25 protein-coding genes and 1 pseudogene are annotated in these 15,735 nt (G+C 62.1%); 10 read left to right on the top strand and 16 right to left on the bottom strand.

Going from position 1 to position 15,735, the window contains the following annotated elements:
* Positions 1–254: 254 nt before the first annotated feature.
* From AC0L30_RS19845 to AC0L30_RS19825, 5 genes and pseudogenes are all read right to left on the bottom strand, one after another.
* The gene (locus AC0L30_RS19845) at positions 255–800 is read right to left on the bottom strand and encodes a flavin reductase family protein (protein ID WP_354201735.1); all 546 of its coding nucleotides are present in this window, start codon (positions 798–800) and stop codon (positions 255–257) included.
* Between the two features lie 9 nt (positions 801–809).
* Positions 810–2,039 carry an acyl-CoA dehydrogenase family protein gene (locus AC0L30_RS19840; protein ID WP_354128498.1) on the bottom strand — a complete coding sequence of 410 codons (1,230 nt, stop codon included), beginning with the start codon at positions 2,037–2,039 and terminating at the stop codon, positions 810–812.
* A 107-nt stretch (positions 2,040–2,146) separates the two neighbouring features.
* The gene (locus AC0L30_RS19835) at positions 2,147–3,415 is read right to left on the bottom strand and encodes a CaiB/BaiF CoA transferase family protein (protein WP_219682432.1); all 1,269 of its coding nucleotides are present in this window, start codon (positions 3,413–3,415) and stop codon (positions 2,147–2,149) included.
* Between the two features lie 238 nt (positions 3,416–3,653).
* Positions 3,654–4,082, bottom strand: a pseudogene (locus AC0L30_RS19830) (GNAT family N-acetyltransferase).
* Positions 4,083–4,144: 62 nt separating this feature from the next.
* On the bottom strand, positions 4,145–4,444 hold the full coding sequence (locus AC0L30_RS19825) for a hypothetical protein (protein ID WP_219682395.1): 300 nt from the start codon (positions 4,442–4,444) through the stop codon (positions 4,145–4,147).
* A 331-nt stretch (positions 4,445–4,775) separates the two neighbouring features.
* Here AC0L30_RS19825 and AC0L30_RS19820 point away from each other — a divergent pair, with 331 nt between their 5' ends.
* Together AC0L30_RS19820 and AC0L30_RS19815 are read left to right on the top strand one after the other, a co-directional pair.
* The gene (locus AC0L30_RS19820) at positions 4,776–5,246 is read left to right on the top strand and encodes a hypothetical protein (RefSeq protein WP_246648903.1); all 471 of its coding nucleotides are present in this window, start codon (positions 4,776–4,778) and stop codon (positions 5,244–5,246) included.
* A gap of 125 nt (positions 5,247–5,371) precedes the next feature.
* On the top strand, positions 5,372–6,904 hold the full coding sequence (locus AC0L30_RS19815) for an FAD-dependent monooxygenase (RefSeq protein WP_219682394.1): 1,533 nt from the start codon (positions 5,372–5,374) through the stop codon (positions 6,902–6,904).
* Positions 6,905–7,161: 257 nt separating this feature from the next.
* Here the strand turns inward: AC0L30_RS19815 and AC0L30_RS19810 are convergent, their stop codons facing one another.
* From AC0L30_RS19810 to AC0L30_RS19790, 5 genes are all read right to left on the bottom strand, one after another.
* Positions 7,162–7,509, bottom strand: coding sequence for a hypothetical protein (locus tag AC0L30_RS19810; RefSeq protein WP_219682393.1), 348 nt, complete (start codon positions 7,507–7,509; stop codon positions 7,162–7,164).
* 144 nt (positions 7,510–7,653) lie between these two features.
* Entirely contained in the window at positions 7,654–7,860 is a 207-nt protein-coding gene (locus AC0L30_RS19805; RefSeq protein WP_354128500.1) for a GDCCVxC domain-containing (seleno)protein, read from the bottom strand.
* A 246-nt stretch (positions 7,861–8,106) separates the two neighbouring features.
* Complete coding sequence (locus AC0L30_RS19800; protein WP_245286016.1) at positions 8,107–8,460, bottom strand: hypothetical protein; 354 nt, start codon at positions 8,458–8,460, stop codon at positions 8,107–8,109.
* A 10-nt stretch (positions 8,461–8,470) separates the two neighbouring features.
* Complete coding sequence (locus AC0L30_RS19795) at positions 8,471–8,710, bottom strand: DUF6894 family protein (RefSeq protein WP_007601548.1); 240 nt, start codon at positions 8,708–8,710, stop codon at positions 8,471–8,473.
* Positions 8,711–9,212: 502 nt separating this feature from the next.
* Positions 9,213–9,398, bottom strand: a complete 186-nt coding sequence (locus AC0L30_RS19790) for a DUF3606 domain-containing protein (RefSeq protein ID WP_354128501.1) — start codon at positions 9,396–9,398, stop codon at positions 9,213–9,215.
* A 133-nt stretch (positions 9,399–9,531) separates the two neighbouring features.
* On the opposite strand from AC0L30_RS19790, the gene ligD reads away from it, so the two are divergent.
* The 7 genes from ligD to AC0L30_RS19755 all read left to right on the top strand — a co-directional run bounded on the left by ligD (position 9,532) and on the right by AC0L30_RS19755 (position 12,633).
* Entirely contained in the window at positions 9,532–10,455 is a 924-nt protein-coding gene (ligD, locus tag AC0L30_RS19785) for a non-homologous end-joining DNA ligase (RefSeq protein WP_354128502.1), read from the top strand.
* The gene (locus tag AC0L30_RS19780; protein ID WP_007601541.1) at positions 10,455–10,625 is read left to right on the top strand and encodes a hypothetical protein; all 171 of its coding nucleotides are present in this window, start codon (positions 10,455–10,457) and stop codon (positions 10,623–10,625) included. The genes ligD and AC0L30_RS19780 overlap by 1 nt, the downstream gene beginning before the upstream one ends.
* A complete protein-coding gene (locus tag AC0L30_RS19775; RefSeq protein WP_473404993.1) occupies positions 10,615–10,776 on the top strand; it encodes a hypothetical protein in 162 nt (53 codons plus the stop codon). Before AC0L30_RS19780 ends, AC0L30_RS19775 begins: the two co-directional genes overlap by 11 nt.
* 108 nt (positions 10,777–10,884) lie before the next feature.
* Positions 10,885–11,298: a hypothetical protein gene (locus AC0L30_RS19770; RefSeq protein WP_473404992.1), complete on the top strand. Its 414-nt coding sequence runs from the start codon at positions 10,885–10,887 to the stop codon at positions 11,296–11,298.
* Between the two features lie 14 nt (positions 11,299–11,312).
* Positions 11,313–11,990, top strand: a complete 678-nt coding sequence (locus AC0L30_RS19765; protein WP_473404991.1) for an SOS response-associated peptidase — start codon at positions 11,313–11,315, stop codon at positions 11,988–11,990.
* 239 nt (positions 11,991–12,229) lie between these two features.
* Positions 12,230–12,430 (top strand): hypothetical protein, encoded by a 201-nt coding sequence (locus AC0L30_RS19760; RefSeq protein ID WP_219682391.1) that lies wholly within the window; start codon positions 12,230–12,232, stop codon positions 12,428–12,430.
* The gene (locus AC0L30_RS19755; protein ID WP_219682390.1) at positions 12,427–12,633 is read left to right on the top strand and encodes a hypothetical protein; all 207 of its coding nucleotides are present in this window, start codon (positions 12,427–12,429) and stop codon (positions 12,631–12,633) included. The genes AC0L30_RS19760 and AC0L30_RS19755 overlap by 4 nt, the downstream gene beginning before the upstream one ends.
* Here the strand turns inward: AC0L30_RS19755 and AC0L30_RS19750 are convergent.
* The 6 genes from AC0L30_RS19750 to AC0L30_RS19725 form a co-directional block, all read right to left on the bottom strand.
* Positions 12,627–12,896: a DUF6894 family protein gene (locus AC0L30_RS19750; protein WP_219682389.1), complete on the bottom strand. Its 270-nt coding sequence runs from the start codon at positions 12,894–12,896 to the stop codon at positions 12,627–12,629. The genes AC0L30_RS19755 and AC0L30_RS19750 overlap by 7 nt on opposite strands.
* Positions 12,897–13,088: 192 nt before the next feature.
* Positions 13,089–13,337 carry a hypothetical protein gene (locus AC0L30_RS19745; RefSeq protein WP_085350655.1) on the bottom strand — a complete coding sequence of 83 codons (249 nt, stop codon included), beginning with the start codon at positions 13,335–13,337 and terminating at the stop codon, positions 13,089–13,091.
* Positions 13,338–13,349: 12 nt separating this feature from the next.
* Positions 13,350–13,475 (bottom strand): hypothetical protein, encoded by a 126-nt coding sequence (locus tag AC0L30_RS19740; protein ID WP_283843442.1) that lies wholly within the window; start codon positions 13,473–13,475, stop codon positions 13,350–13,352.
* Positions 13,476–13,930: 455 nt separating this feature from the next.
* On the bottom strand, positions 13,931–14,107 hold the full coding sequence (locus tag AC0L30_RS19735) for a hypothetical protein (RefSeq protein ID WP_007601513.1): 177 nt from the start codon (positions 14,105–14,107) through the stop codon (positions 13,931–13,933).
* Positions 14,108–14,222: 115 nt separating this feature from the next.
* Positions 14,223–14,351, bottom strand: coding sequence for a hypothetical protein (locus AC0L30_RS19730; RefSeq protein ID WP_256375811.1), 129 nt, complete (start codon positions 14,349–14,351; stop codon positions 14,223–14,225).
* A 531-nt stretch (positions 14,352–14,882) separates the two neighbouring features.
* Positions 14,883–15,089 (bottom strand): hypothetical protein, encoded by a 207-nt coding sequence (locus tag AC0L30_RS19725; protein WP_473404990.1) that lies wholly within the window; start codon positions 15,087–15,089, stop codon positions 14,883–14,885.
* Between the two features lie 272 nt (positions 15,090–15,361).
* Here AC0L30_RS19725 and AC0L30_RS19720 point away from each other — a divergent pair, with 272 nt between their 5' ends.
* Positions 15,362–15,547, top strand: coding sequence for a hypothetical protein (locus AC0L30_RS19720; RefSeq protein WP_007601510.1), 186 nt, complete (start codon positions 15,362–15,364; stop codon positions 15,545–15,547).
* The last annotated feature ends 188 nt before the right edge of the window (positions 15,548–15,735 follow it).

The following is a 15,735-nucleotide window of genomic DNA, read 5'->3' as shown; positions in this document are numbered from 1 at the left end:
CGGCCGCCCCCGCCCAACCACCCCCCCCCGCTTGCCAAAAATCCCAAAACCCCCCACCCCCCCCCCCCCCCCCCCCCCCCCCCCCCCCCCCCCCCCCACGCCGGTGCCCATGGCCTCGCTCGCCGGACAACTTTTCAGGCTCGCCAAGGCCGCGCGAGGCGCGGACGCGGATGCGCTCGAAATCTACAAGCTTTCGGCAGGGCGCGCCGAACCGTCCAGCGCGAACTGAAGCACGCTTGCTGTGACTGCTTGCGCTAGCCGTCGGCGAGAAATCGGCCGAACGCGCCGCGCGCGAAGAGCAGCGGCTCCTTCGTATTGTACGTATAGGCCTCGACTGCACCGAGAAAGATCACGTGGTCGCCGCCGTAATAGCGATTGACTGAGCGGCATTGAAAATTGGCCACGCTCTCGGCGAGCACCGGCGCGTTGCCGAGGCCCGGCGTCCACTCGACACCGGTGAACTTGTCATCAGACGATTTGGCGAATTTGCTCGCCAGCGCCTGTTGCGAAACGCCAAGAACGTTGACCGCGAAATGACTGGCGTTCTGGAAGATGGTCAGGCTAGAGGAATAGACGACCAGGCTCCAAAGAACCAACGGCGGATTCAGCGAGACCGAGGCAAACGAATTGCACGTCAGGCCATAGGGCTTGCCGTCGGGAGCCGCGGCCGTGATGATCGTCACCCCCGTGGCGTAGGTGCCGAGCGCGCTGCGAAAATCGCGGGGATCGATCGGCGAGCTGTCGCTCGCGAGTTCGTTGGCCGGATCGGGAACGGCCGGCTGCTTCGGCAGATCATTCATCGGCCGGCCTCACAGCGTGAGATTCTCGGACGGCAGCCCCAGCGCCACGCGTCCATAATTGGTCCCGGCTGCATCGAAATTGAACGCGAGATGCGAATTGATCGCGTGCGCATCGCGGAACTGCCGCTGCAACGCGCCCGTCGTAAACAGGCCCCGTGCTCCGCTCGCGGCAAACAGCATCGACACCGCATCCGTGCAGAAGTTTACTGAAAAAGCGCCGTCGCGCCGATATCTGGTCTTGGTCGCCATATCGGGGATATGACCCCGCCTTGCATCCGCCATGGCATTCAGACAGGCCGAGCGCATGATCAGGCGTGCGGCGTCGATCTTCGCCGAGGCCTCGGCGATCTTGATCTGGGTGCTTTGAAAGTCGCTCAGCCTGGCGTGGTTGTAGGTGGAAATGCGATGACGGACGACCTCCGCATAATCGTCGAGGCATGCCTGCGCGTTTCCCAGCGCGACGCCGGACAGGACGTAGGGAAACAGCGAGAATACCGGGAGCGCATACAGCGGGTTGGGATTGAGCTTGCTTCCCGGAGTCGGCCCACCGTCAAGATCGCCGACCGCGACCGTCATATCGTCGGGCACGTAAGCGTCCCTGACCTCCACGTCGCAAGACCCTGTCCCGCGCAGTCCCGCGACATTCCAGGTGTCGAGGACCTTGTAGTCGGCTTTCGGCAGCAGAAATATCCGATACTCGATGCCGTCCGCCTCATCGTCGGAGTAGACCACGCTTGCAAGCATGTTCCATGCACAGGAGGCAACGCCCGAGGAGAACGGCCAGCTGCCATGGAGCCGGTATCCGCCCTCGACTCTCGTGGCACGTCCGGCCGGAAAAATGAACGAGGACGCGATCAGCGCGTCCGGATCACGGGCCCAGACCAGATCCTGCGCCGTCGGCTCGAACATGCCGAGCATCCAGTGATGGCTCGCCAGATTGGCCAGATTCCAGGCCACCGAGGCGTCTGCTTGTCCGAGCAGGTCCGCGCAATCGATCAAGGCGACATAATCGAGTTCTGCGCCGCCAATGCGCTTCGGCTGAAGCATCCGGAACAGGCCGGCCTCGTGCAGATCCTGCTCAGTTTCCGGCGGCAAATGCCGCAACTCCTCCGTCCGCGCCGCCCGCTCTCGCAGCCGTGGGACGAGCGCCCGGGCCTTCGCGATCATTGCCGCATGGGCAGGTTCATCGGATTGCACCGCCGCGGGCCGGCCCACGCTCGGCTCTTGACCAGGCGCCATTCGTATCCCTCGCTTTCATGCATTTATGCGGCTGGAACATCGCCAAATCAAGCGGATGCAGCGCTAGGGCGCGATTTGCACGTTCCAAGGGAACGCCCTGCTTGGGTTCAAACCTGCTCCGATGGCTTGCCCGATCCAAAAGCCCCCTTTTGATTGAACTCCGAGATCCGAAGATTGTCGTATCCGAGCGTATCACGCAGGACGTCGTTAGTATGTTCGCCCAACAAGGGGGCAGCCACGGGATCGATCGCTCCCGTCAAGCTCATACTGATCGGCGGCTCGATGTTCGGGATCCACTCTGCCGTACGATGTGGAATCCGGTTCAAGCGATGGCGCTCTCGCGCCTCCGGTGCATTGAATCCCTCCTCGACCGTCCGCAGATAGCCGACCGGTATATTGGCCAGCTTCATCTTGGTCATCCAGTTTTCGAGAGTATCGCTCGCGAAGACCTCCGCGATGGCTGCCCGCAGAAGCTCCTTGTTCTCGGAACGCGCCTTGCGCGAGGCAAACTGCGGATCGGTGATCAGATCCGGCCGGTTCAGCACCTCAACAACCAGCCGACGATAGAGCCGGTCGTTCGCGCAGGCCATGTAAAGCGGTCCATCGGAGGCCTCGTACACGCCGACGGTAGGAGAGCCACTCGGCGAATTGCCAAACCGGCCGGGATTTTCGCCGTTGATCAGATAGGCCATGCCATAGAAGCCGGTCATGCCCATAGCGACGTCGAACAGGGCGACCTCGACATGCTGGCCGCGACCGAGCCGATCCCGCGCCAACAGCGCCATCAGGATGGCGTTGCAGGCAGACATCCCCGTCGCCATATCTACGATCGGCGGGCCGGTGCGAACCGCCGGGCCATCAGCAAATCCGTTGAGCGACATGAAGCCGCTTTCCGCCTGCGTGATCGGATCAAAGCCGGGACGCGAGGCAAACGGTCCGGTGCGCCCGTAGGCGGAGATCGAGCAATAGACTAGCCGCGGATTGAGTGGCGCAACACTTTCATAGTCCAGCCCAAATTTCTTCATGATCCCGCTGGAGAAGTTCTCGACGACCACGTCGGCCTTGCGAATCAAATCCAGCGCGATCTCACGAGCCTCCGGCACGGTAAGGTCAAGCGCGATGCCACGCTTGTTGCGATTGAGGCTCAGATAGGCAGCACTCTCCCCACCGATCTCGGCGTGTTCATACGCACGCGTGTCATCGCCCCCGTCTGGATTCTCGATCTTGATGACGTGCGCGCCGAAATCAGCAAGCGTCTGCGTACAAGCCGGGCCGGCAACCACACGCGTGAAATCGACGACCAGCAGACCATCGAGCGCGGTAGGCGCGCCCGTCGCCCGCGACGAACGTTCCGGCAATTGAGGCTTGGTGGGCATCGACGGCGCTCCCTTACATCGGCTTATGGTTGCCGAATTTCCCGCAGGAGCAAACTTAAAGCCCGGCACCGCCGACTTCGCAAGTCCTTCGCCCGCATCGCTTCAATACGCAATAAGGGCCCGGCAGCTGTCAAGCTGCCGGGCCCTTGAACGTTCCGTGTTGCGCTTCATCTCGCGCGAACCATTTTTACGTTGCGTGAATCTCGTTCCGCACCACGGGAAACCTGGCTCCATTCGTTCAGCGAAGCCGCTTTCGCCAGTAAAGCGTATGCGGCCAAGCCCAGGGCACATGGGGTTCGAAGAGCCGATAGCCCCCCGGATGACGTTATTGGCAGACACCGGATTGTCCGTCGTATCCGAGACGATGCTGTCCCATCCAATACGCCGTGCCCTTGCCTCGATCACCCGCATCAGCCTGCATTGGAGGTCACGTCCCCCGGTGCCGCTGCAACACACCGACCCTGGAGAAATAACCGCCATTTCGGATGTGCGTTGACGGCACGACACCGGCGAAGGCTACCGGCTCATCGCCGTGATAGGCAAGCCACCACGCCCCTAACTTGAATTGTGGCAAGGGAGCCGCATCGAAGAACGTCAACCGATGAAGGTCGGCCAATGTATCGGCGATGTCGTCGTCGGATGCATCGACAATGCGAATTTTGTACATGAGACGGTCCGTTGGCGAAGGATGACGCGAGTGGAATGCAGCAATGTCGTCGCGGCTGAAGCTCACTTGCCGAGCACGAACTTGACGCTTAGCCCAACCACGCCCATCAGGCCGGTGGCGATCACCGTAATCACGGCCTTGAGCGTGTAGCTCTGCGCCTGCTCCACGCTCCTTCGCCATCGGCGAAGGTGCTGAAAATCCGCCCTTAGCTCTTTTCGATCGTCATCGTCTATTCCGAAAGACGCCAGCACCGATGCTACTGTCCGCAATACGATGGCATCGATGTTCGCTTGCTGAAGCCTGTGTTGCTCGGCCAGCGTCTCGGCAACGATCGCCCTGACTTCGTCATCTGCCATCTTCACCGCTTGATGATCCTCTCAATGTTCTCGAAGCCGCGCTTGGCGAAGTAGGAGACAACCAGATTGGCCGTGATCGCCGCAAAGCCCGCGAGGCGTCCGTGGAACCAAAGCCGAGGACCTTGTCCCAGACCAGGAGTTTCGCGAACTAAAGCGCGACGCAATAGCCCATCAATTTGTCCGGCTCCCACCAATGCCCGATCTCCGCTCCCGGAGACCGCAGGGGCGCGAGCACTGGCCCAGCGCCGCGGGCCGGCACGTTCGCGCGTGCACGGCCAGCAATGGTACGGACGGCGGCACGCCGATCGGCGCTCCCTCAACGCGTTTCAAGCGATGCGTGGCCGTGATGCGTGGGCCGCCGTCCGATTCCAAAAAATGGGATACGAAAAAACCCGCGGCGGATTTTGTCCCGCGCGGGCGTTGCGAACTTTTCGACGATGCCACTATGCCAGTGTTTTGCCCGACGGGTCAAGCTCCATTTCGATTTTTACGAATTAAACCCGACGGAGACCTTCGGGAAGCCAATTCCAGTCAGGCTGCCGGCGTTTCGCCCGACGTGTCAACGAACGAACCGTCCCTGCCCGCGTTAGCCGGTCAGGAGGATCGACCAATGACGCTGAACATGACACCGAAAACCTCGCGAGACTTGCCCGGCCAGAAGCCGCGCATCGACGGGGAGCTCGACACGCAAGAGGCTCTCATCTCGGACGCTGACGAAACCGAGGACCGGGATCGCGATCTCGTTCACGGCGAGGGCGGAACCATTGATTGTCCCACCAGGCCTGGCGATCTCTCGAAGGACGATTAGGCCGGCGAGCCCGAATGACGAGGCTCTTCCTCTCATTCTGATATGTGGTGCGCAACGGGCTTGCTTCAAGTCCCCGGTGATCGCGTAGAACCCTCGGCCCAACCAACAAGTCGAGGGGTCACGACATGTCCGTATTGCTTCCGACGTCCCGGTCGCGCAGCCGGGAACAACGGGCCACCGCGAACAATCCGGCGATGACAGACCATGCCGTCGTCATCGCCGGTGGCGGACCGACCGGCCTGATGCTGGCCGCCGAGCTCGCCCTGGCGGATGTCGACGTCGCCGTGGTCGAACGACGCGCCGATCAGGAACTGGTCGGCACGCGCGCCGGCGGATTGCACGCCCGCAGCATCGAGATCCTCGATCAGCGCGGCGTCGCGGATCGTTTCCTGCGCGAAGGACAGATCACCCAGCTCGCGGGCTTCGCCTGGACCAGGCTCGACATCAGCGATCTCCCCACCCGGCACGCTTACGGGCTCGCACTGCGGCAGAGCCACATCGAGCGCATCCTGGCAGACTGGGTCAGCGAGCTCGCGGTGCCGATCTATCGAAACCGCGAGGTGACGGGCTTTGCGCAGGACGAGACCGGCATCGACGTGACGCTCTCCGGCGGCGAGGCCTTGCGCGCGAATTATCTGGTCGGCTGCGACGGCGGCCGCAGCCTGGTGCGCAAGGACGCCGGCATCGACTTCGCGGGCTCCGATCCGACGCTGAGCAACCTCATGGCCGAAGTCGAGATGCGAGACGAGCCGGCATGGGGCCTGCGCCACGACGCGCTCGGATTCCACGGCCTCAGCAAGACCGAGAGCGGACGCGTGCTGGTGGTCGTGACGGAAGCGACGCTCGATCGCACCGGCGCGCCCGGTCCCCGCGATCTCAGCGACGCTCTCGTCGCCGTCTACGGCACCGATTTCGGCCTGCACAATCCCGCCTGGATCTCCCGTTTCACCGATGCGGCACGGCAGGCCGTGTCCTACCGCAAAGGCCGCGTGCTGCTCGCCGGCGATGCCGCGCATATCCATCACTCCGTCGGCGGCCAGGGCCTCAACACCGGCCTGCAGGACGCCGTCAATCTCGGCTGGAAGCTCGCGCAAATGGTTAAGGGCCTGTCGCCCGACAGCCTGCTCGACACCTACCACGCCGAGCGCCATCCCGTCGGCGCGCGGACCTTGCGCAACACCATGGCGCAAATCGCTTTGCTCCGCCGCGGCGAGGACGGCCTCAAGGCCGCGCGCGAGGTCGTGTCCGAGCTGCTCGCGATGGACGCGCCGCGCCAGCGTTTTGGCGCGATGATGAGCGGGCTCGACGTGCACTATGATCTCGGCCAAGGACACGCGCTGCTTGGGCGGCGCATGCCCGACCTCGATCTGACGGTCGACGGGCTGCCGCTGCGATTGTTCACGCTGCTGCACGGCGCGCGCGGCTTGCTGCTCGATTTCGGCGAGGCAGGCGGCCTCGACATCGCGCCCTGGGCAGATCGCGTCGATCGCATCGAGGCCGAGTGCGAGGGACCGTGGCAGCTTCCGGCGATCGGACAATTCGCAGCACCCGGCGCCGTGCTGGTGCGGCCCGACGGGCACGTGGCCTGGGTGGGAGATGAGAGCCAACATGGATTTGCGGACGCGATCACGAGATGGTTCGGACCGGCTGCAGACTAGTTCAGGTCGGGCGCGAAGGAACGCGGCTCAAGATTCGAATATTCGCGCGTTCACCGTGCGCAGGCTCATCGACGCTGCCGGCTTGCTGCGGTGGCGTCGGGGCCGGCTGATGAGATAGCGCGTCGCGCATCCATCGGGGTAAACCGATCAGAGCCGCGTTCTCTTGCTGTGGATGCATATTTCTGGACTCCGGTGGAGTCGATGGCGACCGTGTTTCCATTGCAATTTCCTCGCCTGGAGACAAGACGATGCGAAGCCTACGAAGCCTCGGGTTCGCTGGTCTCATCGTTGACTATCGATGAATGATCCGGATGTACGATGATGCGTTCGATCCGTTGCCGCAATTCGCGCGGCCGTGCGTCCGTAGCCAAGGGCTGCACCGGCTTGCCCCACCCACGATCGGGAATAGCGTTTGCGGCGGCCACCCGCGCAAAAGCATTCGCTGTCTCTCTAAACATGATGGCAGCAAGCACGTTGAGTGCGGCTTCGGTCTTGGCGCGTGCCAGGGTTTCGATATCGGCCAGCGTTGGTGCCCCGAAACCTTCACTGGGCACATGCTGAGCAACAGGAAGATGCGGCTCGGTCCTTCTCCTAAATTTGGGCATTTGAAATCCGTTTGTTAAATAACGAGTCTCCGCAAATACAAAGCCCGCGGCGGATTGCTCCGCGCGGACTGATCTTCAATGATGCTATTCTGCCAGTGTTTTGCCCGACGATTCAGGCGCGGCAGCCGCACTCCTTCAAGGCAGCTAGCTACAGCAGCACCTGCCGGTCTCTTGAACCGGCGGACAGCGAACGGTGCCGAAGGAGCAGAACACGCAGCAGTCGCCAGAGAGCGGCTTCAGGCGCTCGCCGCAGCCTTTGCAGTCATAGAAGAACTGGCAGGCGTCGGTCGGCATGACCTCGGTAGCAGCGTGACCGCACTTCGGGCACGTGATGGTAGAGTTTAAGATCATCCGAGATGTTACCGTGCGCGGTGCTCTGGACCGAGGAACGTCCGCTCCCTCCAACTTGTGGCGCAGCTTCCTGATCAATTCGCGGAGGTCCGCGGCATAATCTTCGATGATGCGCCACCGGGCCTCGTCGCTCTCGCGGGGCATCACTTCTGGCTTTTCCGGCGGCTTATCACTCACGGCATCATACGAACCGCCCCCGCGCCATGCGACTTTGACCTAGATCAAAAATCTTCGGTCCTTGGAGCCTCATCCACCTCCTTCAAGCGCGCGGGGGGCACCGAGAAGGAGCTGCCGGCGAGCCTTCTTCAGATCGGTCGCCAGTTTTATCTTCTCTCTCAAAACGAGAATTTCGGAATATTCCTTTTGGATCTCTGGGTGGATGCGAAGTGCTTCGAGCTGCTGGGTCGCTAGTTTGAAGATTGCGGCAATATGCGTACCTTGGATGGAGTGCATGGTGATCAAATCCGCTGTGGGAAAAACGGGACGGGACCATACAGCGAACTGCGTTGCGGTGTCGCTCGAAATAAACAGCCAACCATACTGTCGTTTTTTGCACCGCGTCATTGCCGATGTCGGTGCTTGGCCGAACAGGCGTTCCACTGGCGCGGTCTCAATGAACAGCGGCGTGCACAATCTCAAAGCGGAGCACCACCCTAAGCACAGGTCCGCAGCCGTCCCGCACCTCGATTGAGAGGGTACGAACTACCGAGCCCGGCAGCACGTCCTTGGCGAAGTCTGCCATTGCCTCGGAGGCCGCACGCTTCACATTCGCTAAGGTGGCGATTTCGACCCCGATCTCGTCAGGAACGAACCTGTCGTTGTCGCGCGTGTCGAAGTAGTAGTGGGGCATGGTGGTCAAGGCGCGGTCGCGCTTGATGTTCCTACCAAAATTAGAACACCCCCAAGAAAACGACTATGACGGCCCAGCTACGGCTCGGGATGGATCGAGACGGTTCTCGCGCTGGTCGTCGGCGTATTCTTGTGCCACCCGGGGAGCTTGCTGACGGTGGCGCTGGTCCCTCTCGGTGGCAGTGAGAATTTGCTGCGCTCGCCTGGCTATCGCTTCATAGTTCTTGGCAACCTGGCGAAGCGTGGCTCTCGCCTCCACGTGTTCGCAGTTGTCGGCCTTGGTGTGAAACTCCTCAGCCCGTATGAGCCAATACTTCGGGGAGTGCATTCGCTCGATGCCCATGGCCAAATCCCCTAAATCGGACCATCCAGGTTATTAATGGACGTTCAGGCCAGCTGGTTCCCGGCTGCACTCAAATAGCGAAGAGCAAAACACGGAGCGCAAGAAAGCCGGCCGCTCACGCGACCGGCTCGCCACAAACCTATGTTCTGACCCAAAACGATCAGCGACCCAGCTTACGCTCCACCTTCTTCCGGCTGCTTCCAACCTTCTTAACCGCCTTCTTCACAGCAGAAGCCGAGCGGCCGGTCTTCTTTGCCTCGTAGCCAACTTCGTACTTCTGTCCACCCGCAACGGGCGCGCGGTCCTGCTTGCGACCGCGAGTTGGCTGCTTCTTCGCTTTAGCCATGTTGCTCTCCTTGCATCTCTGAAACGCAAGAGGATTCAATGGGTTCCCAACGCCCTTCAAGGTCGCGCCCGTCGTCGGAACGAATCCGGCCAGAAAGATTCGAAACAACGTGTTCGTTGCGTGGAGTTTGTCAGTGGCGTTGCAGCGTCAGCGTAAGCCGGGGGCGCTCGGGGTGAAAGCGCCCTTCCCCGGCTTCATCGAACCGGCCTTGGCATCGACGGTGGACCGCGTACCAACCGGAGAGAGGTGGATTCACGAAATCAAATTCGACGGCTATCGGGTGCAGCTTCATTTGGCCAACGAGGCCGTCACCGTCTACACCCGTCGCGGTCACGACTGGACCAAACGCTTCAAGAAAGTCGCCGACGACGCCTGGCACATCAAGGCGGGATCGGCGGTCATCGACGGCGAGGTCGTCGTCCCTGCTGCCGATGGCAGCACCGATTTTTCCGTCCTTCAAAACGAGCTGAAGGGCACATCGTCCAAGATCGTGCTCGTCGCATTCGACCTGCTTTATCTGAATTCGCGAGACCTTCGCGGTCTGCCGCTGTTTCAGCGCAAGGCCGAGCTGAAGAAGATCATCGCCGGCACCGACGTGCAGTTCAGCGAGAGCTTCGAGATCGAAGGACGCGAGATGTTCGCGCACGCCTGCAAGGTCGGGCTAGAGGGCGTGGTCTCAAAGGTTCGCGACAGCATCTACAACAGCGGCCGCGGCAACAACTGGGTCAAGACAACTTGCGCGCAGCGAGAGACGCTAACCATCGCCGGCTTCGCACTCGACGAAGGCAAATGGGACGGCATCTATCTCGGGCGCCATAGGGGAGATGATCTTGTTTATGCGGGCAAGGTCGACCACGGATTCGACAAGACATCTGCCGCAGAACTGCAAAGACTATTGAAGCCGCTCATTCGCAAGACGCAGCCTTACGCCAAGCGGATCGCGCACAAGGGCATCTGGGTCGAGCCGAAGCTGCTTGCGGAAATCGAGTATCGCGCCAAGTCGGCGGAGGGGAAGGTCCGGCATCCCTTCTTTAAGGGCTTGAGAGAGGATCTGTGATGGATGCGTTCGATCGATGGTGGATATGGGCCGAGAAATCCCTTGATGATCCGCAAACCATTCCGGTCTGGCTGCATGAGGCAGTGCTGCAGCTTTCGCCGGATGAACGGCGAGATCGCTCTAAGGTGAATGCCGCAGCAAAAGAAGCGGAGGCGCACTATGAGATTTAAATTCCGCACAGAGGGTTGGCAGCCCAGGAGCGAGGAAGAACACTTCATGATTTGTCCGACCTGCGGCGAACGCTTCGACTGCCGCGATCTCGGAGAAGCGCTCGAGCACCAACACGGCGAACCGGTCGAGGAAGAGCCGACGCAGCACTGATGCCGCCGGAGGTTTTCCACAGCCACGACAGGCAGTGGTTCGTCCAACTTTTCGCCTACTACCCATCGATAATTTGCCAGCTTAGCCGGCACGTGGCTTTGATCGCCCATGACCACCAAGTCCCGCCAACATCTCTACGGCACTCAAATCAAGATTTCGGCCGAGCGCGCCAAGGAGGCGCGCAAGGAGGCCGACAAACTGGCTTGCGCGGCCTGGAACTATCGGATGCTTGGCTATAAGGGCCCGGCGCAGCCATCGCCGACGATCGGAGACGCCATCAACGCGGGCTTCCTCTACCTCGAAGTGCGATGCCTTGGATGCGACACCAACCAAACCGTGGCGCTCGATATCGTCCGGCGTGTGAAGACAACGCCGGTGCATGAACTCGAACGCTACATGCGCTGCAAGGACTGTTCGCAAGTGCGAGGTTATCCTTACAAGAAGAGCGCTCTCATGGCGCTGCGGCCAACGAAAATCTCTGCTACTAATCCTGCGTCGTATTGGTGGCCCGGCGAGCGCTAAGGACAATCTCTCGCATGTGCAATCTCTATTCGATCACCACCAATCAGGCGGCGATCGCCGACCTCTTCCGCGTCGTGCGTCGTTACGAGGGCAATCTGCCGCCGATGCCGGGTGTGTTTCCGGATTACCCCGCACCCGTCATTCGCGATGCAGCCGGCGAGCGAGAGATGGTGCTGATGCGCTGGGGCATGCCCCCGCCACCGCGCACCGGCGGCCCGCCCGCGACGAACATTCGCAACACCTCGTCCCCGCATTGGCGTGCGTGGCTCAAGCCGGAGCACCGCTGCCTCGTGCCAGTCAACAGCTTTGCCGAATACGCGCCGGAGACCAACCCGAAGACGAAGAAGAAAGACATCGTGTGGTTCGCGCTTGCCGACGCTCGGCCGCTGTTCGCGTTCGCCGGGATCTGGACGACTTTCAATGGTGATCGCGGCACCAAGTCGAAGCCCGTTCCAGGGCCGCATCAGGTCTACGGTTTTCTCACCACGACACCGAATGCGGTGGTTGAGCCGATCCATCCGAAGGCCATGCCGGTGATCCTGACTACAGCGGAGGAGCGAGAGGTTTGGCTGAGGGCGCCGTGGGACGAAGCCCAGGCACTGCAACGGCCGCTGCCGGATGAGAGCTTGAAGATCGTGGCGCGCGGCATCGAGAAGGAAGACGCATTAGCCGCTGCTACAGTTGATTCCTAATATCGGGGCCTTGTTCGGCATGCGCTTCCGTTCAAAAGTGAACATTGCCTCAAGTTGAGTAACCCGCTCAAACCACTGAACCCGCTCACACAATTTAATCCGGCGACATATCATATGATATGTCTCTGCCTCAGACGACGGGCGTAAGCTTTATCCCATCACCGCAAGGCAATTGGCATCTGCCGGTGATGAGAACGCCCAACCAGCGCTCCCGCCCTGGACGAACGAGGGAGACGTGCATGCCGACACGCCGACGCTTCAAGCAGACGACGACACTCACCGAACGGCTCGCCGAGGAGGCCGCGCGGCTTCGCGAGGAGGCGCGTACGATCGCGCCGGGGCGCCGCCGCGAGATGCTACTGCGCAGGGCGCGGCAGGACGAGACCGCCATGCACATCGACGCCTGGCTGCAATCGCCAGGGCTGAGGGCACCGACATGACCCAGCAATATCGCGCTTATCTCGTCGGCGACAACGGCGTCTTCCGCTCCGCCGAAGCGTTCGAGGCCGCGTCGGATGCGATCGCCCTCACCTTCGCGCAGCAGTTCACGCGGCACGGCAAGGTCGAGGTCTGGCAGCTCGGCCGCAAGATCGCCGTGCTCGAGCCCGAGTCATCCGCGCCGGAATTTCTCACGCGTCAATGATCGCCTGATGTCGAGGGCGTCCTGAAGGTCTCGATCGCGAACGAGAAATTGACCTGCATCACGGGACCCCTGGCATCGCGAACGTCGATCGCCATCGACTGCCTAGCGCCCGCGGCAGGCGCGGAAACGATGGCGTCGCGCGCCATGTCCGCGACCGACTTGGCGGCCTCTGCCTGAACGGCGCGCGAGCTGGCCAGCTCAAGCCCTTCCTCGTCGAGCGCTACACCGGTGTCGTCGCGCAGGTCGAAATAATATCGGGGCATTGCAGCATCCTTTGCCCGTAATAGGTCCGAAGCGGACAAAGGGTTTCCGGGGCAGCGAAAAAATCTGTTGGAATCAATAGGTTCCGGGAACTCCGCCGTCCCTCTGCCAGCGCGGCGCGGGAGCAGCTTGCCGCGCTCGCGCCCGGTTTTTCGTCAGGGAGCGAAGCGACAGGGCGAAACGACGCGGCCCCCTCACTCCTCCGCAAGCTTCCCGACGATATAGGCATCCACCGTTTCGGCGAACGAGCGCTGCACGCCGACCGCAGTGCCATGCTGGTCGAGCGCGTCGCGCTGGAGCACGCGCAGGCCGCGGCCGCGCATGCAGACCGGCGCCGTGTTCAGGTATTGGTCGATCGCGCCTGTCGCGAGCGGGATGGCCTTCGGGTCGCCCCTTGCGATCAGAAGCCGCAAGAGGCTCTGGCATTCGGCCAAACCTGGCATGGGATCAGCGCCTCACGCCTGCCGCGATTTCGCCGGCCGCTTCACCGGCTGGGTGTGGGTGCCGAACAGCGCCAGTAAAAACGCGACTTCTTCCTTCGAACCGACCTGGATACCGGCGGGGCTTCCGACTTGGATCATGATGATCTCCTTTTCGCTTGGTTGGTCGGGCGCAACGGGCGGGGCGTTCGAGACAACCTGGTTTCAGCACTGTTTCAGGCGTGTTTCGTCGCGGCGCGCCATGTCCATGGTCGCCTGAATAGGAACAGCTTTTGGGATCAAAAAGTTATTCGCGCGTCGGTCCGGATGCACGACCGGCGCCCCCCACGGCCTCAGCTCGCCCCCCGGGCTGGGGCCGTTTCTTTTCGACGCCTCAGTTTCGGTTTTGGTTTTGGTTTTGGTTTTGGTTTTGGTTTCGCCTGGGCGTCTCCCAGGACAGCTTGTTGCACCGGGAGCACCGGAAGATGGCGATCGCGCCATCCGGTGAAGCCACCGCGTCGATGAATGTCATGGGTCTGTTGCACGCAGCACAAATCGGCCGCTGCCTGGTGTCTTGATCCGTCATGCGCGCAAACGCGGGACAGAGCAGGAGGTTTCTATCGCTCTGGAGGTTCAGGGTGCCAGATCTTCGGAACGTTTTGCTGAAGCAGTGAGATCGATGCCGCAATCTGCTCCCGCGAACGGCGCAGCAATTGTCGTGTCGTTTGCCTTGCATCGAGCTGGTGCAATTTCTGCCGGTCGAGATCCGCCTCGAATTCCTCGCGGGTGAGCATGACAAGCTCCCGTGTTGCTGCCCATTCGCAGAGTACGTCGAGATACGATTGAGGACCGCTCAGAAGTGAACACACGGCGGGATGCCCGCCTGCGGGCTTTCGACCCAGCCGGTCTTCAGGGTCCGCGCTTCTGCGTGGCGAGGCGCAACGCGATGCCGTGCTGCCAGGCGCGCACTCTCACGGCGGCTTCGCTGCGACCGAGTTCGCCGGCGATCTCGTCCGGCCGCGAGCCGGCGTCGGCCAACGCCTTCAGCCGCTCGTGCTCTTCCGCTGTCCACTCTTCAACAACGGGTAGCGTGATTGCATGGTCGTAAGCTGTCTCGCCTGCGTGGTCGATGCAGGCGACAAGCGAGCGAAACAGGCGAAGTTCCTATGCGACCTTGCTCTGAGATCTGCGACGGGGCGTCCCGCAGATGGACCGACGACGGCGCTCGCTCAGATCCAGACGTCCTCGCGGCACGAATCGCACCGATAGATCAGGATCGAGCAATCGCGCCTCACATCGAAGATCGAAGTCAGGCAGCGCGTATCCCTCTCGCATTTGGGGCAAGCCGGCCTCGGCTTGTAATGATCCGGCCTCGTTGCCGGGCCTGCTTGCTGTTCACTGCTCATCTCATTCCTCGGTGGAGGACTGAGTTCCTAAGTACCAAAGTGGACATTCGTTCCAATCACGCGGGCGGCGCTTCTCATGGAAGCGAGGGCCTAGACGCCCCATGATCGCGCGCGCTGATCATCGGCTTCGTCCTGAACCATCAAGCGGGTTTGTCCTGAACGATCAAACCGGCTTGGTGTTGGGGGGGCCCCCCCCCCCCCGCAGTTCGTCCAGGCTCTCGAGCGTGCAGATGCGCGCGGCGCGGCGCGCCAGCTCGTCGTAATTTTGCGCCACCTTGCGCAGCACGTCCCGCGTCTCGGGATATTCGCAATTGTCCGCCTTGGTGCGGAATTCTTCCGCCCGCATCCGCCAGTACCGCGGAGGGTGCATCCGCTCGGCTCCCATGGGCCACTCCCCTCAGTTGGTCCAACTGTTCCTGCTCATTAATCAAGAGCGCGTCCAGGAGTTCCCGCGCAGATGTTCCGGTTCCGATCACACGTCCCGATTGCGCAGGGATCGCAGCTGACGACAGCATCTCGCGGGAAAGATCGACTTTAGTTCAAATGCGGCAGGGCGGATTCGGCAGGACGCAACGGGTTGGCGCCATGGTGGGACACGTCCCTTGCGACAAACGCAACGGGGATAGCTCGGAGAGATCGTCGATGTATGTCGTCGCCGCCGCGTTGCTGGTGCTGTCGGGACTGTTCTACTCCGCGAGCCATCACGAGATCGGCTCGTTCGGCGTCACCATGTGCACGTATGGCGGCGCGTTCTGCGACAATCCGCTGATCGTCTTTTCCGGCGCCGCGCTGGCCGGCGCCTGGGGCATGTTCGTCAGCGTCAAATAGTCCCGACCGCACGCGCTCAGGGGACAAACGTCTCGCCGGTGTCCGTGCGCGGACTGCGCGACGGCCGGCCATGGCGGGCCGGGGGGGGGGGGGGGGGGCGGCGGGGGGGGGGGGGGGGGGGGGGGGGGGGGGGGTGGGGGGGGGTGGGGGGGGGGGGGGCGGGGGGGGGGGGGTGGGGGGTTGTGGTT

It is taken from the genome of Bradyrhizobium sp. MI1.11 (assembly GCF_055811255.1).
Note: the sequence above shows the minus strand (reverse complement) of the source record. Positions and strands in the feature narration are given on the sequence as shown.